17 protein-coding genes are annotated in these 22992 nt (G+C 57.9%); 4 read left to right on the top strand and 13 right to left on the bottom strand.

The genetic code is table 11. From position 1 onward, the window contains the following. Window positions 1–1016: 1016 nt before the first annotated feature. From GGD65_RS31155 to GGD65_RS31095, 13 genes are all read right to left on the bottom strand, one after another. A complete protein-coding gene (locus tag GGD65_RS31155) occupies window positions 1017–1859 on the bottom strand; it encodes an electron transfer flavoprotein subunit beta/FixA family protein (RefSeq protein ID WP_179733698.1) in 843 nt (280 codons plus the stop codon). A gap of 565 nt (window positions 1860–2424) precedes the next feature. Next, window positions 2425–4248 carry a nif-specific transcriptional activator NifA gene (gene nifA / locus GGD65_RS31150; RefSeq protein WP_183237751.1) on the bottom strand — a complete coding sequence of 608 codons (1824 nt, stop codon included), beginning with the start codon at window positions 4246–4248 and terminating at the stop codon, window positions 2425–2427. Window positions 4249–4430: 182 nt separating this feature from the next. After that, entirely contained in the window at window positions 4431–5267 is an 837-nt protein-coding gene (locus tag GGD65_RS31145; protein WP_183237750.1) for an SDR family NAD(P)-dependent oxidoreductase, read from the bottom strand. 624 nt (window positions 5268–5891) lie between these two features. Then, complete coding sequence (locus GGD65_RS31140; protein ID WP_179733692.1) at window positions 5892–6107, bottom strand: hypothetical protein; 216 nt, start codon at window positions 6105–6107, stop codon at window positions 5892–5894. Continuing rightward, on the bottom strand, window positions 6104–7198 hold the full coding sequence (locus tag GGD65_RS31135) for a nodulation protein NodZ (protein ID WP_283813724.1): 1095 nt from the start codon (window positions 7196–7198) through the stop codon (window positions 6104–6106). Before GGD65_RS31135 ends, GGD65_RS31140 begins: the two co-directional genes overlap by 4 nt. 185 nt (window positions 7199–7383) lie before the next feature. After that, a complete protein-coding gene (locus GGD65_RS31130) occupies window positions 7384–9393 on the bottom strand; it encodes a carbamoyltransferase (protein WP_183237749.1) in 2010 nt (669 codons plus the stop codon). A 324-nt stretch (window positions 9394–9717) separates the two neighbouring features. Beyond that, on the bottom strand, window positions 9718–10506 hold the full coding sequence (locus GGD65_RS31125; RefSeq protein WP_183237748.1) for an ABC transporter permease: 789 nt from the start codon (window positions 10504–10506) through the stop codon (window positions 9718–9720). 3 nt (window positions 10507–10509) lie between these two features. Beyond that, window positions 10510–11430, bottom strand: a complete 921-nt coding sequence (nodI, locus tag GGD65_RS31120) for a nodulation factor ABC transporter ATP-binding protein NodI (RefSeq protein ID WP_183237747.1) — start codon at window positions 11428–11430, stop codon at window positions 10510–10512. Between the two features lies 1 nt (window position 11431). Next, window positions 11432–13141, bottom strand: a complete 1710-nt coding sequence (nodU, locus tag GGD65_RS31115; RefSeq protein ID WP_179733686.1) for a nodulation protein NodU — start codon at window positions 13139–13141, stop codon at window positions 11432–11434. A gap of 13 nt (window positions 13142–13154) precedes the next feature. Next, the gene (gene nodS / locus GGD65_RS31110) at window positions 13155–13784 is read right to left on the bottom strand and encodes a nodulation methyltransferase NodS (RefSeq protein ID WP_183237746.1); all 630 of its coding nucleotides are present in this window, start codon (window positions 13782–13784) and stop codon (window positions 13155–13157) included. Between the two features lie 11 nt (window positions 13785–13795). Beyond that, window positions 13796–15175, bottom strand: a complete 1380-nt coding sequence (gene nodC / locus GGD65_RS31105; RefSeq protein WP_183237745.1) for a chitooligosaccharide synthase NodC — start codon at window positions 15173–15175, stop codon at window positions 13796–13798. 17 nt (window positions 15176–15192) lie between these two features. Next, entirely contained in the window at window positions 15193–15852 is a 660-nt protein-coding gene (gene nodB, locus GGD65_RS31100) for a chitooligosaccharide deacetylase NodB (protein WP_183237744.1), read from the bottom strand. After that, on the bottom strand, window positions 15849–16478 hold the full coding sequence (locus tag GGD65_RS31095; protein WP_183237743.1) for a NodA family N-acyltransferase: 630 nt from the start codon (window positions 16476–16478) through the stop codon (window positions 15849–15851). Before GGD65_RS31095 ends, nodB begins: the two co-directional genes overlap by 4 nt. A 775-nt stretch (window positions 16479–17253) precedes the next feature. Between GGD65_RS31095 and nodD1 the strand changes: the two genes are divergently transcribed. From nodD1 to GGD65_RS31075, 4 genes are all read left to right on the top strand, one after another. Further along, window positions 17254–18198, top strand: a complete 945-nt coding sequence (gene nodD1, locus GGD65_RS31090) for a transcriptional regulator NodD1 (protein ID WP_179733676.1) — start codon at window positions 17254–17256, stop codon at window positions 18196–18198. A 634-nt stretch (window positions 18199–18832) separates the two neighbouring features. Further along, window positions 18833–19792, top strand: coding sequence for a transcriptional regulator NodD2 (gene nodD2, locus GGD65_RS31085; protein WP_183237742.1), 960 nt, complete (start codon window positions 18833–18835; stop codon window positions 19790–19792). A 930-nt stretch (window positions 19793–20722) separates the two neighbouring features. After that, window positions 20723–21436: a MerR family transcriptional regulator gene (locus GGD65_RS31080; protein ID WP_179733876.1), complete on the top strand. Its 714-nt coding sequence runs from the start codon at window positions 20723–20725 to the stop codon at window positions 21434–21436. A gap of 307 nt (window positions 21437–21743) precedes the next feature. After that, on the top strand, window positions 21744–22856 hold the full coding sequence (locus tag GGD65_RS31075) for a branched-chain amino acid ABC transporter substrate-binding protein (protein ID WP_183237741.1): 1113 nt from the start codon (window positions 21744–21746) through the stop codon (window positions 22854–22856). Window positions 22857–22992: the final 136 nt, after the last annotated feature.

Here is a 22992-nt window from a genome sequence, read left to right as displayed (position 1 = left end):
TATTCGCGTTCACCATCCAGGCGCCATTCTTGGTGGCCACCTTCGCGGTAGCAGACAGCGGCAATGCTCAGTGCTGCTCACCCGCATCGAAGGGAACGCGTAGATCGACTGAGCGGCGGCGATCCAAACGGATTCCGGTGCACGAAACGTCCGATGTCGCGAATTCCGGGCAGGGCCAGCATTCGCTTGCACAGTCATGACGGATATTGCGCCGCGCAGGCTCTGGCGGTTGCTGCTCCTGCCAGTTGTTCGAACCGCTATGAGCTTCGTACAGCATTGCAAGGACTATCCGCATCAACCTGGCTCTCGGACCTTCGGCAGCAAACTGCGCGTAATGCCGGCTGCTGGCCGGCTCGAGCTTCTCAAAGAGACTCGCCGCTATGTTTCACGTTCGCGAGCGCCACCACGCTGTCTTCTTGCACGTTTACAGCAATCACCGTGCCAACTCGTGCATTCACTCCAAAGTCTGAATACACTGGCAAAACGCTCGCGACCGACTCGTCATTGCAGTGTACTGAACCTGACAGCGCTGCACGGTCGTCGGACACCAGACGGCGATGAGCCAGCCGCCACTCACAACGGGTATAGGGCTTTTGAATCGCGGAGATTTGTCCAAAGCTACCCCATAGCTGGGTTCTCCCTGGACAGTGCGACAGCGCTTTGGGCGTTCGTGCGCCAGCATGGTGATCCCGATCGGCTGACGTAATCCGTCTTCGCTCGTGACAACTACGCGAGAAGCGGTCGCCTCAACGCCATCGAACACGACCATATAGTGGGATCTGGACGCATGCGCAGCCCTTTGTCGATGCGCCTGACGATCGCGGCCAACTCCGGGCATCGATCGAGACCATAGGGAACATGCGTCCCCGGCGATCGCGAGCAATCGAAGAACGCTATGGGCCAGAAAGCGCAGGTCGCCGGCTGAGATGCCTAGCTACATCTTTGCGCGCTCACTGGACGCGGGTGCCTCATGGTGTTGAGACATCCTTTGACCGTTACGATGAGGACACTCCAGATCAAACGTCGCGGACAAGTGCCGCAAGATCGGCTTCGAGCTTCGGTTGATGCTTGAAAATAGCGTCTATCAACGCCGGCGCCGGTTGCTCAGCGGCCTCGACCAGCTCCGCCTTCTCAGCCCGCGCAGAGGGAGCGAACACTCGCTTGACGACGGTCGGCGATCCCTTGAGGCCGCATTTGGAGACGTCTTCGATACCGGCATCGTTTGCGCTCCATTTAACGATTTGGGCACGCGCGGCACGCAAGGCATCCTCCATCGCGCCGCGCCGAATCTGATTCGTTGCCTCCAGCATGGTGATGAGACAGGGCAGCCTCGTGTGCAGCACCTGGACACCACCTTCGGAGCGTCGTTCCGCTTCAATTGTATGGGCGGCGAGATCTAGGGATCTGATTTTCGCAACGTAGGTTAGCTGCAGTACGCCGAGCCGCTTTGCGATGCCGGGCCCAACCTGCGCCGTATCGCCGTCGATGGTCTGCTTTCCCGTGAAGATGAGGTTTGTCGGGCCATATTCCTTACCAATATTTCGGATGGCTGTTGCAAGTGCATACGTTGTGGCCAGGGTGTCGGAGCCCGCAAAGCAGCGATCGGTGAGTAGGACGCCGCGATCGGCGCCATAAGTCAGCGCCTTTCGCAAGGAATCTTCCGCCGATGGCGGCCCCATTGTAAGCACGGTAATTTCGCCGCCGAACCGATCGCGCAGCTCCAGCGCGGCCTCGAGCGCGAAGAGGTCATACGGGTTGATGATGGTCGGCACTCCCTGACGCATGATTGTATTGGTGACGGGGTGCACGCGGATCTGCGCCGAGTCCGGAACCTGTTTGATGCAGACGACATTGTGCACGGTGTTGCTCCAAAAGCTGCGACAGCTGCCGAGAGCACAGCAAGTGTTGTACCATCGCCTGACCTTTTGAAATTGGCTTGCCATCACAGAGGCTTAGACCGGGTGATGCGCCCCTCTAGCCCGCTTGCCGACGAACGAATGCTAACATAGTCAGGACTGCGACAGCGCTGTTCCGCAGGGAGCGCCAGCTGAGTGAGGCCAGGACAGCTTGCGACAGATTACCGCCGCCAATCACCAGCGGGCTGCCGACCGGTTGACGTTCAATGAGCATTGCCGCTCACTATCCGAGCTTTATCGACGGATGGGCATGACGCTTGTTAGATGTTCAGCCAACCGCCTGTTCGCGATTGCATGGCCCGCAGGTGATGCAAGTATGTCATGGCGCGCAAGTCCTCTCTCACCGAATTAGGTGAGCCCGCCGTTCGACAGCAGTCCCGCAAGCGGGCGCGGTGATTTCGCTCGGGCCAGGTCGCCTCCGAGGGCGGACTCACTTCCTTCAGATTGCGATCAGATTGCCCATCGGAGATAGCTATTTGGCGACAGCAGTTCCGACCGATGTCATCGCTCAGAACCGCTTTATCTCGATTCCATATTTCCTCAGAGCGTAGCCAATCTGGCGCGGCGTTAGTCCGAGCAGCCGCGCTGCTTTTGCCTGCACCCAACCAGATTTTTCCATGGCCGCAATCACCCGTTCGCGATCGGCCATCTTCGCGCCACTAACGAGAACAGTGCCGGGAGGCCCCAGTGAGGCCAGTTCGCCGCCGACAGACTGGACCGGCTGGGTCGCTTGAGCCAGCGGAATGGTGGACTTTGCGGGCACCGATGTTAGGAGTGCGGGCTGGTCTAATCTCTCATCTGGCGTGCCTTTCCACAGCATCGCGGAAAGACACTGGCCGTGGCAGCATGCAAAGTCACTTCTCACGATCGATGATCCGGCGCACAGCGTCGCTGTCCGCTCGATGCAGTTCTCGAGTTCGCGGACATTTCCCGGAAAGCCGCAGTTCATCAGTACATCGATCGCACTCGCCTCCAACGTCAGAGTACGGCCGTTCTCGTTATTGAAATTTCTGAGGAACTCCCTGGCAAGCAGCGGAATATCACTGCGTCTTGCGCGCAGCGGCGGCAACAGTAATGGAACTACACTGATACGATAGTAAAGGTCCGCGCGGAACTCGCTCCTTGCAACAGCCTCTTCAAGGTTCTTGTTGGTCGCAGCTACCACTCGAACATCGACCTTAATAGTCTGGTTGCTGCCGACGCGCTCGAACTCCTGCTCTTGCAGAACGCGCAGCAACTTCGCCTGGAACGGAGCTGAGATCTCGCCGATCTCGTCAAGAAACAGCGTTCCTTTATCAGCAAGTTCGAAGCGCCCCTTGCGCGAGCTGAACGCACCGGTAAAGGCGCCTTTCTCATGTCCGAATAATTCGGATTCCAGGACGGTCTCAGGAAGCGCCGCGCAATTCAGCTTAACGAACGGGCGCCTGGCGCGGGACGATGATTCGTGAATGGCCTTGGCTACGAGCTCCTTTCCGGTACCGGATTCGCCACGCAGCAGAACTGTGCTGTTAGATCTGGCTACAACCGCAATCTTCTCGAGCAGCCCGCGCAGCGCCGGACTGTCGCCAATGATCCCATGGTCGTGTAGCTTCTTGCGCTCACGAGCGGGTTGCCTAAGCTCTAGTACTTGCTTTTGCAGCCGGTCTTTCTCCGCCATCAGTCGTTCGCCATCGCTGCCGAACAAGCGATGTAACTTCACTGTTTGTCCCACCAGGTTAGCGATCATGGCGAGCAGTCGCGCATCGTACTCGAGCGCGAGACTCGACCCATCGTCCCGGATACGGTCGACCGTCAGCGTACCCACGACCTTCGGATCAATCCGAATCGGAACCCCGATGAACGACACTGGCATATCATCAGAGGCGCCGAGCACTTCCCGGTCGGCTGCGCTGAATACCGGCTCGGCGGCCACGTTGTCAGCGACAAGAGGCATGTCCGTCGTGATGATGTGGTCGATTACCTTTCGCGGCAGTCGCATCCGGTAACGTTCGTCGCTGCCTTCGCTCCAGCCGGCGCCCACTGTAATGTCCGGCATGCCGTCGTCGTCGAACAGCGAGACGATGCCGTGCCGCATCTGGACAAACGATTGCAGAAGACCAACAACGTTGGCCATCGTGACTTCGAGCCGACAAGGAGCAGTGAGTATTTTCGATATTTCGAAGATGCCGGTCAGCGCGCTCTCACGCAAGGGCTCCCCCGCGAGCTTACCCTCCGGCTCAGGTTGCGAGGTAGGTCTTTCGCGCGAGGAAGGGATATCCAGCATGAGGCGGTCTCCGTTGTCTTGATCATCCTCCCTGGCACCTTGTCCTGGTTGGCGAGCTTCGTTTTGCATGTCACGCTCGATCTAACGCCAAGTGTTGACGAGATGACATAGAACCGTGACAACTTTTCATGGCACGACGGTAAACTTACGGTGTGCCTTCATTTCATTTTTACGGATTGCGTGCGCGTCAGCGACGAACATACGTACCGCTGCTGCAGCTCAAGTCAGCTGTGTCGCCAAGGCCGGCCGATTCACAGATGTTGCCCACCATTGATAGGCACCTCGGCCCCCGTGACATAGCTCGCCGCATCCGAGCACAGGAAAAAGATGACCTTGGCCACTTCATCCGGGGTTCCCACCCTGCGCAGCGGGATACTTGGCACGAGACGCGCTTCTGTATCGGGCGATAACATGTCAGTCCTGATTTCGCCGGGCGCGATCGCATTCACGCGAATGCCATGCGGCGCATAGTCGTGGGCCATTTCGCGCGTGAGGCTCGCAAGCGCAGCTTTCGACGTGGCATAGGCACTGCCCGCAAACGGGTGCACCCGCGAGCCCGCGATCGAAGTCACATTAACGATCGACCCTGACGCGGCTCTTAGCTCGTCAAACAAACCCTGCGCCAGCAGGATCGGGGCCACCAGATTGAGATGGAACACCCTCATCCAAGTCTCTATCGACGTCGTCAGCGACGTCATCCGATCGCCAGCGGGCGTTTTCGGCGAGACACCGGCATTGTTCACGAGCGCGTGCAAAGGTGCACCGGCCAAGCGTTTCTTGACCTCACTTATCGCGCGCGGCAGCATTCGATGATTGCTGAGGTCGATCTCGACATGATCCTGGTTTCCTCCCTGCCAGGGGCATCGCTCGCCGTCGAACGGCTGACGCGCGCAAGAAATGATGCGCCAGCCCGCCTCCGAGAACAGCTTGGCAGTGGCATGACCAATTCCGCGCGATGCTCCGGTGAGCAACATCACCTTCTGTTCTCCGCCATGAGCACGGGCTTTATCGGCCTGAAAGGGGCAAGCCAAATGTGTTTCGGGCAGCGGGCCTCTGATTAGATCGTCATTTGGCAGATCCAGACCCACGCCCGCCTCCTCTCCTGATGCGCGCCGCACGCGTAGCAGGATTTGGGCCACTGCGATGCATGTAAATCCCCTTCCGTTTTGCGTCCTAATGTCGCGTACACGGAATGTTTGGCGGGCTCAAGACACGGTGCGTGTGCTTTGTGACAGCAATGATGCATCAGCCACGCAATGTCGCGAGCACACTCGCCTTCGTAAAGACAAGGCTACGAGCCGCGCTCTCTTCTGATCGCACAACCAGAAGAGCCAAAAAAGTGGGGCCAGCGCCTCTCGTCGGGCAACGATCGATCAGGATTGCGGCCGCCGCCAGTAGCCGCTTCAACACGAAAGCTGACGTTACCAGCTTCGTACGTTAGATTCGCGTGCTGCTGATGCCAACTTCATCGCGCCCCGCTGTGCTGTGTCCAGCACTGGCACATCGCCGGGCGGATTGATTCCCGGACCACGACCTGGCGAACTGAATGTTTCTCAGAATAGTGGATCTCGAGAGCGCCCGTTCGCATCAGCGAGTACAGACAGCCAAGACGGAACTCGCCGGCTGAACGGAGACCCCTTTTGATATGTTCATCCGCGATCGACCACCGATTAGCTTCGACTTGCGGCCCCCGAGGCGAAGACGAAGACGTGTTACACCTGTTTACCGCGGCGGCCGCACGTAAGCTCATTGTTGTCGACGTCGAGCTTCACCGGAAGACATTCGTACCCCGCGTCGCTCTGTTCTCCGGTGGAAGTTCGGGACAGAGCATCACCTTGGGCAGACAATTGCCGGCCCGAGAAGATCTGCCAATACTGCTGGATGCAAAAAGCGGCAATCAGATCGATCAGGCGAGCTACGAATTTCATAAAGCCACGAGCTCTTGCGGGGATTCTTCAATCAGGATCAATCGGCTCGGATCGTTCAAATCGAATTCTATCACGCGTGGGGCAAAGAGACGCGCATAGCGCGTGAAGGCGCTCGTCGGGGGAAAACGGATCACGGTGTTGCAGCGCGCAAGGAGATACATATCAATGAGGGCGGAAAAGCCGCCCTCGGCTCCGAGCGCGGCGTTGTGCAATGGGCCGGCCTGAGGTGCCTGGAACCGTTTTGGGATCGTGAAAACGTCGGGAAATATAGTCGAAACCTTCTCAAGGACGAGCGCGCTGTCCGTGCACAGGAAGGCTCTCACGGGTTTTGCGTGGGGTAACACCCTGGCCTTATCGATGGCATTACAGACCTGTCGCAAGGCGCGCTCCGGGTCAGCCCAATAGGGAGCATGCCCCATAATGTCCTCGCCGTTGCCATGCCGGACATGAATGCCGATTACGCTGTACGGCTCAAAGTGCTCCTGGTAGATAACATCAATCCGAGCCTGAATTTCAGGTCGTGGCTTGATGCTCCGAAAGATTTCTCGTTCGGCCTCCTGATCGCAGCGCCACATGAGGCAGGCGTCACACACAACTGTGTTAGCGTCACTATCTTTCTGACTTTGGAACAGTTGATCGAGCTCGTCGCGTTCCCGGAAAATCTGCTCGTCCGTGCGATAGACGCAATCGATGGATGGATTGTTCCACCATGCCGGGAAGAATGGTCCCGGAAATGAACACTGATTGATCTCGTCGTCGCAAATCACCCGCACGCCGGCAATGTCTTGAACCGGTTCGAAGAAGACTGGAAAGGCATTGGTGAATGGCTCATCGAGATAACAAGATCCCCGCCAATCAATGGCTAGCGTCCGTCCTGTCTGCTTTGCAAAACGCCAGGCCGCCGCCAGTGACCACAGGCAATCGCCGAACCCCGTACGTCGCCGGGAAACTACGAACCGGTCATTCCTCGGACAACTAAGCATCTGCATCGCCTCGTCCCGGGCACCTGTGTGGACAGAAGATGTCATTGCAGACATCTCACTCATGGCCTGAAATCGCGGTGCCGGCGAGCTGCGTCGGTAGAACTTCATAGCAGCGATATCCCTGGTGTGCCGCGTTCTTTCAAGTTTGCGTATTCTCTTCAGCGGTGTTGCGTCGACGTACCCGATTTCAGTCGGATGTCCGATGCCCCCCGTGCGTCGGATGGCCTAGCCTCCTCACATGCCGGCATAGGCATGCCCATGCTCATGAGTTCCGACTATGTTTCGCTTTGCACTTAATTGCAGCCGCAAGCCGCGCGCGGCGGATGCAGCCGAACGCCCCGCAGCTCCCACACGAGCCGCAGTTCCTTCACAAGATCTTCACGCTTGCCCTGGTCCAGCACGGTTGCGTCGAGAAGCCCGCCGAGCGACGCCTCGCCTTCGATCCGCATCAATATCTCGAAAAGCTCATGTGAGATACGCGTACTATCGCGGGCGGAATGTCCCGTGCGGATCTCGCAGACCGTTTCCTGACGATCTGGCGCTGTGTGGGAGCGAACACGATGAAGGGATGCATAGGGCGGCAATGAAACGCCCAGTGCACTCCAATCCTGCAGTGATGCTGGCCGCTTCCTGACGAGGAAAGGCCCAACAACAAGTCCGTCCAGGTCAGTCGTCAGGAACGTGGTGATCGCATCTGATACGGACTCCACGATCGGCTCGGCATTGTTGTTAAATGAGGTATTTAGAAGAACTGGAATTCCTGTTCGCCTCTTGAACGCATAAATTACATCCCAATAGGTTGGGTTTGTCATGCGCGATACTGTCTGCAGCCGAGCGGTCCCATCAACGTGCGTGATCGCACCGAGCACGTTACGCTTGGCTTCACGCACACGAACCACGAAGTTCATGAAGGGGAGCTGCCGCGTGCCCTCTGGGAGCTCAAAGAACTCCCTTGCATCCTCCTCCAGTACAGATGGCGCAAAGGGGCGATAGCCCTCGCGCTTCTTGACCATCGCGTTGATGCGGTCCTTGTTTTCCGCAGGCCGCGGGTCCGCAAGAATGCTGCGGTTACCAAGCGCACGTGGGCCGAACTCAGAGCGGCCCTGAACCCAGCCGATTACAGCGCCATTTGCCATCCAGTCTGCCGCACTGGATGCTATGTCATCACTTCGCTGAATGTCGAGGTGGCCTGACCATGCGTTGAGCTCATGCTCTACGGCTTGCTCGTTGCCGAGATCTGGCCCCCAATAAACGTCCGGCAGTCGCTCGCGCGGCGCCGGCCTGCCCAGCTCGTTTGATACCATCAACGCAGCGCCCAGTGCGCAACCGGCGTCGTGCGCCGCGGGTTGAACAAAGATGTCGTCAAATAGCCCGGAATAAAGCAGCTTACCGTTCAGCGTGCAATTATGGGCTACTCCCCCAGCCAAGCACAAGCGTGTCATGCCCGTCGCTTCACGATGGTGCCGCAGGATGTGAAACACGATCCGCTCCAGCGCCTCCTGTAGCGAAGCGCTGACATTTCGATGCTGTTGGATGAACGGCATTCCTTTTCGCCGAACCTCGATGTTGCGGACCAGGGCCGGACCGATCCGATCCAGGTGAACGCGATAGCCGCCGCTTTCCAGCAACTCGTAGAACTGCGCGAAGAGCTCGCGATAGGGAGCGGGATCACCATACGGGGCAAGCCCCATCACTTTGTACTCGTCGAACAACCCGTAGCCGAGATATCGGATCGCCTCGAGATAGAACAGCCCCAAGGAGTTATGTTCCGGGAAGCTTGCAAGTTGCGCAATTTCGGTGCCAGACCCTACCGCCAATAAGCCGGAGAGAAAGTCGCCACCGCCGTCGATGGCAAAAACGAGACTTTGCTCGAAGCCGGACATGGCAAACGCGCTCACGGCATGCGCTTCGTGGTGATTCACGAAGGAAAGCCGCGACGGATCGATCTCAGCGCCGAACTCCCGATCCAGCAGCTGGCGCAGCAACAGTTTGGCGTCCAACGGAACGGGCTGCGAAACAGAAAGACGTTCGAGCATGGTATTGCAGTAGGCTTCAGTCGCGTAGAACGCGATACGGTCGATCTCGCCGAGCTCAACTCCTGCAGTAGAAAGGCAGTATCGGATCGAATTGCTCGGGAACTTGTTGGAGTGCTTGACGCGGTTGAGGCGCTCCTCCTCGACAGCAGCAATAACGCGGCCATCCTGCACAAGAACCGCAGCGCCATCGTGGAGAAATGTATTCGACAGCTCCGGCGAGCTTTCATAGATTCTGTCAAGTCCGCCACTCACTCCAAGGCACAACATCCCGTTCTCCATATGATCATGCCGGGAACGCCAACTGCGTCCCACCTATCTAATCTTTACAGTCACGCTCCGTAGGGCGCGCGGGTCAGACAGCACAACATAACTTTGCAAAGTCCATCTCGGCGCCTAGCGACAGGCGCTCAGAAAGTAACGGTGCTGGCGTCCGCACCGATCGACCGAACAGGCGGTCGTACACCTTGCTCGATCGCGGCCTCTTTAGGCCATTGCAGCAGCTGCTGTGACAGACCGGGCCATCCGGAGCTACCGTAGAACGCATCGTGACATTGCATCGATGTAATTTTCTCCATTTTCGCTGAACTCACGTCAACGCAGCAGGCGGCGACGAAATAGTGCTGTCGACGCGAAAAAGGGCAAGGCCGCGTAAACGCAGAGCGCACCTACGTGCAGGGCAGTGCTGTCGGCGCCGCGCTCAAGCATCGCTGGGCGAATAAGGTCGACCGAATGTGCCAGAGGCAACAAGCCGGCGAAATGCTGAAATGAGCCGGGCAGTTGGCTCGTCGGAAAGACCGCGCCGCACAAAAACACCATAGGAGTGAGGACAAGTGTCTGGTAAAACACGAAGTAATCGTAACTTGGCGCAACAGATATGACGACCATCGCCAGGCTGGCGAAGACAAGGCCAGTAAGGGCGATAATTGGCATCGCATACAGAATGGATGGCCATGACGCATAACCCAGCGTGGCAGCGACGATCCCGATCGCTGTTCCGGCCAGAACGGACTTACTGGCCGCCCACGCCAGTTCACCCAGAATGATGTCGCCAAGCGTAAGCTGAGTGGAGAGGATTGCTTCCCAGGTGCGCTTGGCGTCCATGCGTGCAAAGGCTGCATACATGGTTTCAAAGGTCGCGGACGTCATGGCGCTGGTCGCGACCATGCCTGCCGCCAGGAACGCGATGTACGACGTCCCCTCAACAGGCCCCACGATGAGTCCAAGCCCAAAGCCGAGACCAAATAGATTGGTTATAGGATCTGCGAGGTTGCCGAGAATCGATGCAAGTGCGACTTTCTTCCATGCTAGGAAGTTCCGACGCCATACCGCAATCCAATTGTACGCGTTAGCGGGCATCACCGCCGCATAACTTTCACCCATCGCTCACTTCTCCATCTCGCGCCCGGTCAGCCGCAAAAACACGTCCTCGAGATTCGGGGGGCGCTGCAGAATACGAAGGCCCGCTCGCCCGCGCAGTTTCACGCGTACCTGCTCCGGATATGGCGCATAACAAAAGAGCGTCTCTCCACTCACTTCGATGTGCCGTGCATGCGGCCTGATCAACTCGGAGAGCTGATGTGGATCACCGCCATAGATTTCGACCACGTTGCAGCCAATATGCTCATCGATCAGGCCGTCCGGCTTGCCTTCGGCGATCTTGCGTCCACCCTCGAGGACACACAGCCGATCGCACAGGCGTTCGGCCTCTTCCATGAAGTGAGTGGTCAAGAGAATCGTCTTGCCCCGCGCAAGCAGAACTCGCAGACGCTCCCAAATCAGGTGGCGGGCGTGCGGATCCAAACCAGTCGTCGGCTCGTCCATCACGAGCAGATGCGGGTCATTGATTAGCGCACGCGCCAGCGTCAGCCGCCGTTTCATGCCACCGGACAGCTCGGCGACGCGCGTGTCCGCCTTGCTTTCGAGGCGTGCAAACTCGAGCAACGAGGGGGCGACCGCCTCGATCTTGCGAGCGCTCATGCCGAAGTAGCGGCCAAACACCAGCAGATTCTCTCGTACGGTGAACTCCAGTTCAAGGTTATCGAACTGCGGCACCACGCCGATGCGCATACGCGCCACACGAGCGCGGGAAGGAACAGGCTCATTGAGCACCGTAATCTTGCCTGCGTCCGGCGAAATCATGCCGAGGAGCATACGGGCAATCGTACTCTTGCCAGCTCCATTAGGCCCGAGAAGGCCAAAGCATTCTCCGCGCGCAACAGAGAACGACAGCTCGTTGACGATGATCTTATCGCCAAATGATTTTCTCACGCCGGCAAGGTCGATCGCTACCGTGGACATGTTCATCTTAGGCTGAAAGAAGTCGTTCGGCAGACGATGGCTTCTTAACAACCGTTTTGGTCCAGAGCTGGCCGTCGCACCACACATGCTCAACACGCCCCCATTGGCACGCCGCGGCAGCATCCGGGAAGAATCCCCGTCCGTGGAGGTTGGCGCTCGTGTTGCAGAGCAGCGGAATCCCCGTGAGTTGCTCAAATTCGACGAGAAGCGCGGCGACCTTGTGCGGAGAGTTGCGGGAGATTGTCTGCAGCCGCGCCGAGCCGTCAAGATGGACCACAGCAGGGATCTTGTCGCGCCATTCCGCCCGGGTCTGGTGATCGAACAGCATGTAAGGATCTGGCGTACCTGGGCTGAAAATTTCTGTCGCCCGATCCTCCAGACAGATCGGCGCGACCGGCCGGAAGTGCTCGCGACGCTTGATGTCGTTGAGGTGATCCTTCATTGCCGGGGAGGTCGGGGCTGCAAGAATGCTTCTGCCGCCCAACGCCCGCGGCCCAAGCTCCGCGCGCCCGGAAAGGAAGATGACCGGCTTGTTGTCGGCGAGAATCGCTGCAAGTTCACGCAGACTGCATGGCGCCGCCTCCCAATCCGGCGGAAGCTCGCTGTCCTGCAGGTCTGGACCACTGTAAACTGACCATTCCAATGGCCCGAAGCCATTTTGCGCCGCCATCGCACCGCAAGCAGCGCCGATGGCCGAGCCGCTGTCATTCGGAAACGGCGGCACCCAAACGTCATCGAACAATCCCTCCGCACGAAGCGCGCTGTTCCACTTGATATTGAGACCGCAACCTCCGGCGATACATAGATTTCGCGCTCCCGAAAGCGACGAGTGTCGCAGCAGAACCAACGCCATTTCCTTGACAAGAAGACGCTCCACGAACACATGAAACGACGCAAGGACGTCCTCCGCTCGCTTCGCCGTCAGGCGCAATGCGCTTGCCTCGAAGAAGTCGTGCATAGCTGCCAGCGACGATTCCGCATTGTTGATGTCAGCGCGGTAGCTGCGAGCCTGGTCCGTGTCAGCGGCGAAGCGCTTTTCATAGAGCTCCTGAAACACCGCCACGATGCTTTCGTCGACAGAGCCAAGCGCGATGTAAGCCATTAGCTTGCCGGCGATGCCCAAATCCCAATTGGACCGATTCGGCTGCCTATAAGGGCCGAAGTGAAGGCCCGCGGCAGCATAGGCGTGGCCGATCATCGGAAATAGAGATGCAATCAGCCGTGCCCCCCGAGGCTCGACATAGTAAAGACGTGGGAAGATGCAGCCGTCCCATACCAGACAGAAAGCGGGTTTTCCCGCGCTGGCAAAGGGACTGGTGCTATATGCTGACGCGACGTGGCCCGTGACGTGCGGGTAGCTCTTGTATGGAAACACCCTGCCTCCGAGGATCAGGCCAAAGCCGTCGACGGAATCAAGAAGGCCCTCAGCATGGCGCTCGACATATGGCGCCCCCTTCAGTTCGATCGGCACAGCGCCACTTAGGACTTGGAACTGCGACTCGATCTCTCCATCCCAGCCGTCGATCACGAACTGATCGATATCCCGCGGATCCAGGCCATGCTCCGCCAAGGCGAGCACGACTGCATCGAGGTTCTCGACGGATTGGTATCGTGGACCGTTGCCGCGCTTCTCTTGCTCGGTGCAAAAGACAAGCTGCCCGTCCTCGACGACCGCAATTGCCCCGTCATGTGTTAACTTGATGCCACAGATGCGCATACGATCCCCTGGTCTAGTGACCGACGTTTGATTGTTCTGACGAATGACCCGGCTCCCTGAACCGGACGATCAAGCAGTCTTCGTTGACAGACTCGGTGTGGCAATGCAGACGCTCGACTTCCGATAGGCTCTCGTTGAAGAGAGCGATCACCGTTTCGGCACCAGCAGCATGACCCCATCGTTGACATGTGGCATCACGTGCGGACCCGAAAATAAGAGCTCCATTTGGCGCAAGCATACTCACCAGGTTGCGGATGGCCGCATGCATCTCGACAATGTCCTTGAGGTAGTAGAGAACCTCGGCCACGACAATCAAATCGAACTGCTCAGTGGTGGAGAACCGCTGAATGTCGCAGGTCACCCACGTGATATGTGACCACTTCCTGGTCCGTCGTCGCGCTCGCTCGATCGCCTGCGGCATGACATCGACCACTGTGAGTCGCTCGCAAAGCGGCGCCAGCATTTCCGTGAATGCACCGGCTGCACATCCTACTTCGAGGGCATACGAAACATCTCCGTCGCGACGCGACATCCGGAGCATTTGCAAGTATCGCTCCTGCTCGAACGAACTACTGTCGAGGCGCCATGGATCGTCGAAACCCAACTCTCGCTCTAGCAGCTGATGATTTGTGTCCAGGGTCATGAGCCAATCACCTATTTGAAGGCAGTCGAACGGTCGCGACCGCAAACACTCTTCGTCGCCGCCAGGCTCGATGGACGTTGCTGCGAAATCCCCGTCTTACGAATTGTACTACACGTTCCCCCCATACTTGCAGGACTTCGTCCAGCGCTCGGCTGCAGGATGACCGGCTCCTTTTCCCCTTCCGGCGACACGTTGGCGACCTTGCGCGATAGCCAATCGCTGTTGCTCAAGGTACAAAGAGCATAGGCTTTCAAAGGAAGTAAGAGAAAGATATTGATCGGTGTGTGGAGCGAGAAGCCCAGAAACCGCACTTCGCGAGCACGAAGGGATGCCACACTGCACCGGACCATCGTCATTGCTGCAATCGTCAATCCCGTCCACCAGGGTACCGAGCCGCCGACAACGAGCTGCGCGAGCGCAGCCAGTGATGAAAAGGCGAGAAGCAACGGGCCGAGATTTTGCCCGATAACATCTAACGTCAGATAGCCATCGAGCTCTGGCAGCAGTCGTAATGCAAGAAACGTGTCCCGAAAGGTACTACGCGCCCAGCGAAGTTGCTGACGCAGATATGGCCCAAGGCTGTCAGGGACGACTGTTGCTGCGATGGCATCCGGAACATACTCGGTGCGAAACCCCGCCTTGAGCATGAGGATGGTTAGATGGCGATCCTCGCCGAAATCGCTCGGCTTCCCACGAAAGAATTGCGCTTCGTATTGATCAAGAAGCAAAGCGAGCGCGGAGCGACGATACATGGCACATGGGCCGCAGCAGCACATGACCGCACCGAAACGCGCCTGCGCGGCGCGCTCCTCGTTGCATGCCAACCAGTATTCCATATCGATCAGCCTGGTCAGCCAGGTTTGGCTGCGGTTGCTCGCTATCAACTGACCCATGGCCGCACCGACTTGCGGGTCGTGCATCTTCAATACAAGCTTCGTGACAACGTCAGCGGCAAGTATCGTATCCGAGTCGACGTTGAGGACCAGGTCACCGGATGAGCAGCGTATTGCGGCGATCTGCGCTTTGCGCTTTCCAACGTTGTTCGCCAGCAAGATGATGCTGAACCTCGGATCGTCGGCATAGATTTTGTGTACAGGCGCGACAAGGTCCCGATTTGCAGATCCGTCGTCGACCACATAGATCTGCAGCTTTCCGGTGTAGTCTTGACTCGCAAGCGACTCCAGACATTCGGCGAGCGTGATTGGATCCTCGTTGAAGCACGGTACGATGACGTCTACACTGGGAAGGACCGCCTCCGATCGTCCCAGATTGTCCTGCATCGATGAGTTATTTGCCGGCTGGGCATAAAGCGCTTGCGCGCTCTTGTAGATAGTCGAGAGCAGCGCATAAGACGAAACGGCGACAGCACTGGTGGTAGCGAGAATGTCCATAGGGTGCCAGTTTTTGTTCAGTGAAGTTGAGGGAGCGGACGGATTACAAATCCGCGCCGTTGTAATGCCGGAATCAGATATGACAGCGCGATCGTGGTCTGATCACGCAGCGTGGCATCAGTGCACGGTCGCTCCTCATCAGGAGGATATCCGTCGTGCAGGAGCACAATTGCGCCCGGGTGAACGCTCGCCAGCACTGAATTCACGATTCTATCAACTCCAGGGCGGGACCAATCTCTCGGATCGGTCGACCAGTGCACGGCTGCGAGACCAGCGCTCGCTGAGATAGCAAGCACATCTTGTGTCCATATGCCGTAAGGTGCTCGCATGTGCCTGGGCGAGGCCTGCGGGCAAGCCAAACGGATTGCCTCGCTCGCCCTCAGCAGTTCATCGCGTACCTCCGCAGGTGCGCATCTGGATAGATCCGGATGAGTCATCGTGTGGTTCGCAACCTCATGCCCTTCCGCAATCATTCGTCGAATGAGTTCAGGTTGGTCGGCCGCGTACATGCCGATCACGAAGAACGTCGCCGTAACTTGATGTTGCGCCAGCACATCGAGCACCTCTGGCGTACAAAATGGATTTGGCCCATCGTCAAAGGTCAAATAAACAGGACGAATTCCGCTCACGTCAGCGTAGTCGCACCGGACAGCAGATAGGGGGAAACGCTCTTTCACAACTCAGGCCCGTTCCGATCGATGATCGTGCCGGCCGGCCACTCGCCCATCGAGCATCCAACCGGGAAAACCACCACGATCACGTCTTCAATGCGGATCGGCGACAAATTGGGATAGACATCCGGGTGCGTGGAGCGGACGCGAATGCCAGACATGAGGGTGGCCAGCCCCTGCCTTGCGACTAATCGGGTCATATGTTTCGCAAGCGCAGGCCGAACCGTGCCAAAGCCGAATGGAACTCCAAGCTCATGCAGCATCGGATACGTCACGCGCATTGCGTGGCTTATTCCCAGCCCTTCGAGATCCGGGCGCACCGCATACAAGCCCAGTTCGGCAACGAGTAGATCGACCCCGCCAATCTTGATGAAGCGGCGTAGTAGGCCGAGATGAGCAGCTACCCCTTGCGCGTCATAACCGATAATGCGGACCTCAGGCCTCGCCCCGGCCCAACTTCGGTGGCCCTCAAATGGCTGCGCATTGAACGCACCGGTCGGCCCGTAACTCTTGCGGAAGAACTCGGCGAGTTCGGCATGATCGGTGAGTTGCAATTCGCTTTCCCAGCGACGACTCCACTGCACTTGAGCGCGTGAAGGAGTTTCCGCAGTCGGGGATACGGCAATGTTCATGGCGAGCTTCCTTGCGCCAGTGCAATTATGAGCGGAGATGGTCACGTGAGCACGCTAGTCGTCGAACCGCTGATCAATACTCGCCTGCACCGCGCCGTGCGCCTTCGCTCGCGACGAAGCGATCCCATGGTTCGCACTCGTCACCCGGCCAATGCCCTGCGCGAGATATCCCGGAAGATGCCGACGAGGCGATTGGACTAGCCAGAACATGTCTGCACCAGGGAGCTTAGCCGCGTCGTCTAGCATCGCTGCAGGCCCTTGATGCGCGGGGTCTCATCGATGGCGCATCCGAGTGGGATCAGATCAAACTGGTTCTTATGCATCTTCGATACGCCCTGAATGCGGTGGACAGGTCGAGCCATTTGGAGAGGCGCCTGAATTACCTGGCATCCGCAATCTGCGCCTGCCGCTATTTCGCGACACTAGAATGCGGCTGAACGCGCTCTCAAGTGTACGCGGGTAAACCTCCAATATGGAAACGGATGAAACACGCATACCAAGGTTTATGGACGCCTGCCTGGCGGCTCGATCGAGTGAGCTTCGCACCGAGAAGAAGCGACGCGGCTCGCACGGCGCGCCCATAGCCGCACTCGAAGCGGATGCACCGACTGCTCGCACGTCTAGGAGTTTTTCTCTAAGCCAGCGTGAACGAGCAGCAGCCATCGTGGTAGGCCTGATTACCTTTGCAAACTGATGTTTGCTATCCAACATCCCGCAATTTGGTAAAATTGATTGTTTCGATGGAACACATCCAGACGATGGATAGACTCACTAAATGCGGTTCAAGGGACTTGATCTAAACCTTCTAGTTGCGCTCGATGCTCTGATGACGGAGCGCAACCTCACAGCGGCGGCGCGCAAAATTCACCTGAGCCAGCCCGCTATGAGCGCTGCGATCGCGCGGCTGCGCACCTATTTTCGAGATGAGCTATTTACCATGAGAGGTCGCGAGCTTGTCCCGACACCTGGCGCGGAGGCGCTTGCAGGTCCGGTTCGGGAGACCCTGCTGCACATCCAACTCTCGATCATATCGCGAGACGCCTTTGACCCCACTCAGTCGAGCCGACGCTTCAGGTTCATTCTCTCCGATTTCATGACGATCGTCTTTCTTCGCAAAATTGTGGACCGTATCGCACGGGAAGCTCCGGCGGTGCGCTTCGATTTGCTACCATTTTCCGATGAACCCGATGAGCTGCTCCGCCGGGGCGAGGTGGACTTTCTCATTCTGCCGGAACTGTTCATGTCGAGCGCGCATCCTAAGGCGACGCTGTTCGACGAGACCCTCGTATGCGTAGGATGCCGCGAGAACAAGCAGCTCTCGCGGCAGCTTACGTTCGAGAAATACATTTCGATGGGGCACGTTACGGCGAAGTTCGGACGGGCGCTCAGACCAAACCTCGAAGAATGGTTTTTGCTTGAGCACGGCGTCAAGAGACGCATTGAGATTGTTGTGCAGGGCTTTAGCCTGATTCCGCCCATACTGTTAGACACAGGCCGTATCGGCACAATGCCCTTACGACTCGCCAAACACTTCGAAAAGCGGATGCCACTGCGGATCGTCGAACCGCCGCTCCCCCTGCCCACGTTCACCGAGGCTGTGCAGTGGCCTGCGTTCCACAATACCGATCCGGCGAGCATTTGGATGCGGCGGATATTGCTGGAGGAAGCGTCCAACATGGCATCTGGCCCTCAGGAGCCTCCAACTCGAAGGCGCTGCTAGGCTCACCGTAAGCCGCTCTCGGCGCGTTCCAAACAGGCTAACAATCCTTCGACCTGTTGGCCGCTTTCGTCACCTCAACGTCTCGGAGGCGATGCTGCCAACGGGCGATCGGCTGCGAAGACTTGCCGAGTGGTGAGCGCGGTGACCGCAGGTAAGGTTTAGTGCGCTTCCACCGCAAACAGGCGGCGCCCGCACTATCGCGGCGCAACACGCCTCCTCCAGTATAATTATGTTTGGCTTGCCACATAAAATCGCTTGAACCACACACTGCGTCAGGTTGTAGGGTGACCGCCGTGACTAACGCTGCGCTACGCGGCCCTCGACTGGGCGCTTTGGCGAACTCACGGCACTGGCCGGACAGTGGGTTGATCTGCCATTAACCAACCGACCGGGTCCTGTTGCGTGGCTCGCCCGAAGCGGCAAGACCGATCAACTTCGGCACTCCTGACGGTTTCCGGCTGCTGGTCGGCCTACCGCCTTGTTCTCTATCGTTGCGGTCATTTCACGAGCGTTCTTTTTCGCGACCGGTGAATGGAAACGATGTCCATTCCGGCAAGCCAATAGGACCTCTCCAGACGCGGCCGTCACCGCTCGTGGTATGCGCCGCAACTACGTTCATGCCGGATAAGAAGAAATGCGTTTCAATGGTCTGGATCTAAATCTTCTCGTCGCGCTGGATGCTCTAATGACTGAGCGCAACCTCAGCGCAGCGGCACGCAAGATTAACCTTAGTCAGCCTGCCATGAGCGCAGCCGTTGCCCGGCTGCGTTCCTACTTCCGTGATGAGCTGTTTGGGATGAGAGGGCGGGAACTTGTCCCGACCTCACGCGCGGAAGGACTCGCAGCTCCTGTGCGCGAGGCTCTAACGCACATTGAGTTATCAATTATCGCGCGGGACGTGATCGATCCAGCTCGATCGAACCGGCGATTCAGGATCGGCCTTTCTGATTTTATAACGGTCGTATTCTTTCGAAATGTCGTGGAGCGCGTCGCGCGAGAAGCACCCGCCGTCAGCTTTGAACTGGTGGCGCTAACCGATGAGCACGATGAGCTTCTCCGCCGCGGCGAAGTCGATTTTATTATCTTGCCGGAATTATTCATGTCCAGCACGCACCCCAGGGCGGCCTTATTCGAGGAGAGACTCGCCTGCGTAGGCTGCTGCACGAACAGCCAACTACTGCGGCGTCTTACATTTGATCGCTACATGTCGATGGGCCACGTGGCGGTTAAGCTCAAAGGTGCGCGCAAGATGCCGGCCGAGGAATCTTTTTTACTCGATCTCGGTCTCAATCGGCGCATCGACATTCTCGTGCAGAGCTTCAGCATGATCCCGCCCCTGCTGGTAGGCACGAACCGTATAGGGACGATGCCATTAAGCCTCGTAAAGCATTTCCAAAGAACGATGCCCCTTCGCATTGCGGAGCTCCCGCAGCCATTCCCCGCCTTCACTGAGGCGGTCCAATGGCCCGTGCTTCAGAATACAGACCCGGAAAGCCTATGGATGCGACAGATATTGTTGCAGGAGGCTGCCCGCATGGTGACTGGAGAACAGCCCTCCATCATCTGCGCTTCTGAACGAGCGGATACTGCCTGAGATTTCGCACGATCTGACTCGCCGTTTTCGTAAGGACTTTCGCAAGATCCGCGAACCTCATATCCCAACGAATGCCTCAGCGCAGACAATTTAGGCTGGCCTCGCTCGAATTCATTGTCGCTCTATCAAGATCGTCGCAGCGGACGGCTATCATGACGACCTTGTGTAGGTCTTTCGCACGCTGGCAATAGGCTCGACGTGCGAGCGGCGGCTCAGGCTGTTGGCCTGTTTTAGAGGCACGGACGTACGTTGCACCCGGCCGCCGGGCGCACTTGCCTCGATACATCAGACTCGGCGCTGGGCTGTCCTCGTCAACTCTCCGAATCAGTAGCGGCGCCCGATGAGCGGAGAGGCTTCGGCTTCTTCGGAGAAGTACCATCACGCACCTTGGGCGTGATAGTCATCGATCATGCACACGACCGCGATCTTTTGCGCTCAAAGCAAGCATCGCGCACGCGTGTTGCCCTGTCGCATCACCTGTGAGTACATCGCATCTTCGTCGCTCCGCGCCGCGGGTCTGACTTCTTTTGGCCCTATCGCAGCCAAACGTCTTGACGACGTGCGCTGCCATGACGCAATGACAAACAAGGAGCTGAGCGTTGGAGCAATGCAGCGGCGTATTCGATCCGGAAGAGCTTTCCGTCCTGGGACGCCTTTATGATAGTGCGGTCACCGCGCTACCCCCATCGATGCGAAGTCCGGAAAATCGCACAGCAATCGCTAAACTCATCCTGGAGCGTACAGCGGCTGGCGAGGCTCAACTGGCATGCCTGACGAACTTGTTGATCATCATTTCCCCTCAGGGTTGATCCCCCGCCATTCTGAGGATAGTCACCACTCACGCGCTGGAATGGAAGACGATCCAGCTAGAGCTTTGAAATAGCTTGAATCACACGTGACGTCAGGTTGTAGGCTTTGGAATTGAAGAACATGAGCAAAGCTACACCACGAAGGCGTCGATGGCGCATTGGCGAACTTGCAGAGGCGACCGGAGTAACGGTACGCACGCTGCATCATTATGAACACACCGGGCTACTAGCAGCTTCAGAGCGTACTGACGGGGGCCACCGGATGTACGACCGCGAAAGCGTGCAACGGGTTCACCAGATCCGTGCGCTACGTGAGCTTGGCTTCTCCCTTATCGAGATCCGCAAAGCTATGGAGGGCACGACCTCACTTATCGATCTTCTTCGCAAACATTTAGAGCGGATAGAAATTCAAGTCGCTCGAGCAACTCTGCTGCGGGATCGCTTGCGCAACATGACCAACGACAGTGATATCCAGGTAAGTGTGGATGAGCTGCCTGCCACCCTCAGCGCCATGTCGCGGGTCGAGACGCATAATCAGACGTCCCGATGCACCTGCAAGTTAGCTGCAGATCGCGAGGAGCGGTGGCGGCGGATCCGCAACGACCTGCGTGATTGTATGAATCGGGGCGAGCATCCTTGCGGCGAGCGGGCAAAGGCTGTCGCAGCTGCAGCACGCCTGCTGATCAGCGAAATCGCCGGCGCCGATTCCCGCGTTTCGATGATCCTGAAGGTACTTGCACGATTAAGCGCCCCCCGTAGTCTGGCTGGTTGGGATCCCTGCCTCATGCAATATCTCGATCTCGCCCTTGGCGGGTTGGAAGATCAGCCGTACTGACGTTCTCATAGCCGGCACCTCACCGCATTGCAGATCGGCCCTGGCAATTTGAAAACGCGATGACGCTTGGTTGATCGGCGGCTCTGATGCGGCCGGCAGTTTTATGGGCTCAACCTGAGCTCCCTGGCGCCCTGTTCGAGGCTTCCTTCAAAGGGGCTTGAACCGCACGCAACGTCAAATTGTAGGCTCTTGCGTGGTCGCAATCTGGCCGACTAACGCAAGCTTCACTTGGCAGGCAGCCTCGACGTGCAGGCGCTGATCACGGCTGCTGGAAGGTTCACTTCAGGTGAGCATTGGGAACTCTACAATGTTAAATGGGCGTTACGCCTTTGCCGCGAGCTCAGCGCTTCTCTTCTGCGCCCTCGCCTCGGTTGCGCGCGGCTCCGAGGTCAATATTGCCGTAGTTGGCCCAATGAGCGGAAGCAGCGCTGCGTTCGGCGCGCAAATGCGCGATGGTGCGGCTGCGGCGGTCGAGGCGTTGAACGCTTCTGGCCTACTTCTCGATACCAAGGTGATATTGAGTGTCGCCGACGACGCATGCGACCCGAAACAAGCTGTCGCAATCGCGAATAAGCTCACGACAGAGCAGGTCCGGTTGGTCGTTGGGCATTTTTGTTCTTCCTCGTCGATCCCGGCCTCCGGGATTTACGCAGAAGCAGGCATCATTCAGATGTCACCAGGCTCTTCAAATCCTCAGCTAACAGAACGGGGCCTTGAGAGTGTCTTTCGGATCTGCGGCCGCGACGACCAACAGGGCATCGTTGCCGCAGAGTACATTCACCGGAATTTCCCTAACGACAAGATCGCAGTGCTCGACGACAAGAGCACCGCCGGCAAGGGTATCGCCGACGTCGTTGAGGCACAGCTTCGGAGATTCGGTGAACAAGTCATTCGCCAAAGCTATGTAGCCGGTGAAAAGGATTACAGGGCGCTGGTCTCAAGAATGAAGAAGGATCGGGTGCGCGTCGCCTATATCGGTGGCTATCACACCGAAATCGGATTGTTTGTACGCCAGGCATCAGAAGCAAGAGCGGGACTCATCGTCATGGCAAGCGATCCGTTGATGACCTCTGAATTCTGGGCCATTACAGGCAGCGCTGGTAATGGCACGTTGTTTACCTTCATGCCGGACCCAGCCAGGAATGCCAATGCGGCCGGCGTGGTGGCCAAACTCAAAGCTTCCAACCTGTCCGCTGAAGGCTACACGCTCTACGCCTATGCAGCCGTGCAAGCATGGGCAGAGGCGGTGAACCGGACCGGCTCTTTCAATGCTGTGCGCATCGCCAGCGCACTTCGTTCACGGCCCGCTGATACCGTGATTGGCCCAGTCCGGTTCAATACAAAGGGAGACAATGCGGCTCCTGGCTTTCTGGTTTACCGCTGGCTAGACGGCCGTGTTGAAATTGTCGAGCAGAACTGATTGGCATCAACGCCCTCTCCCCCAACCCAAAGTGACACCGATGATGAGACGCACTCAGGTCGTTGGAGCAGCAATACTGGCAAGCTCTCTTATACTTGCAGCTTTCGGAGCGTTTTTTGCTTTCGTTGCAGCGCTC

It is taken from the genome of Bradyrhizobium sp. CIR18, from assembly GCF_014198295.1.
Lineage (GTDB): Bacteria > Pseudomonadota > Alphaproteobacteria > Rhizobiales > Xanthobacteraceae > Bradyrhizobium.
The sequence above is the reverse complement of the archived record's forward strand: the minus strand, read 5'-3'. Positions and strand labels throughout refer to the sequence as shown.

What these genes read in the sequence shown, in the direction of transcription:
- nifA (WP_183237751.1), bottom strand. Translation starts at nt 4,248, where the DNA reads ATGCAAAACGAAGCTCGCCAACCAGGACAAGGTGCCAGGGAGGATGAT.
- GGD65_RS31140 (WP_179733692.1), bottom strand. Translation starts at nt 6,107, where the DNA reads ATGAAATTCGTAGCTCGCCTGATCGATCTGATTGCCGCTTTTTGCATC.
- GGD65_RS31135 (WP_283813724.1), bottom strand. Translation starts at nt 7,198, where the DNA reads ATGAAGTTCTACCGACGCAGCTCGCCGGCACCGCGATTTCAGGCCATG.
- GGD65_RS31130 (WP_183237749.1), bottom strand. Translation starts at nt 9,393, where the DNA reads ATGTTGTGCCTTGGAGTGAGTGGCGGACTTGACAGAATCTATGAAAGC.
- GGD65_RS31125 (WP_183237748.1), bottom strand. Translation starts at nt 10,506, where the DNA reads ATGGGTGAAAGTTATGCGGCGGTGATGCCCGCTAACGCGTACAATTGG.
- nodI (WP_183237747.1), bottom strand. Translation starts at nt 11,430, where the DNA reads ATGAACATGTCCACGGTAGCGATCGACCTTGCCGGCGTGAGAAAATCA.
- nodU (WP_179733686.1), bottom strand. Translation starts at nt 13,141, where the DNA reads ATGCGCATCTGTGGCATCAAGTTAACACATGACGGGGCAATTGCGGTC.
- nodS (WP_183237746.1), bottom strand. Translation starts at nt 13,784, where the DNA reads ATGACCCTGGACACAAATCATCAGCTGCTAGAGCGAGAGTTGGGTTTC.
- nodC (WP_183237745.1), bottom strand. Translation starts at nt 15,175, where the DNA reads ATGGACATTCTCGCTACCACCAGTGCTGTCGCCGTTTCGTCTTATGCG.
- GGD65_RS31095 (WP_183237743.1), bottom strand. Translation starts at nt 16,478, where the DNA reads ATGAACATTGCCGTATCCCCGACTGCGGAAACTCCTTCACGCGCTCAA.
- nodD1 (WP_179733676.1), top strand. Translation starts at nt 17,254, where the DNA reads ATGCGGTTCAAGGGACTTGATCTAAACCTTCTAGTTGCGCTCGATGCT.
- nodD2 (WP_183237742.1), top strand. Translation starts at nt 18,833, where the DNA reads ATGCGTTTCAATGGTCTGGATCTAAATCTTCTCGTCGCGCTGGATGCT.
- GGD65_RS31080 (WP_179733876.1), top strand. Translation starts at nt 20,723, where the DNA reads ATGAGCAAAGCTACACCACGAAGGCGTCGATGGCGCATTGGCGAACTT.
- GGD65_RS31075 (WP_183237741.1), top strand. Translation starts at nt 21,744, where the DNA reads ATGTTAAATGGGCGTTACGCCTTTGCCGCGAGCTCAGCGCTTCTCTTC.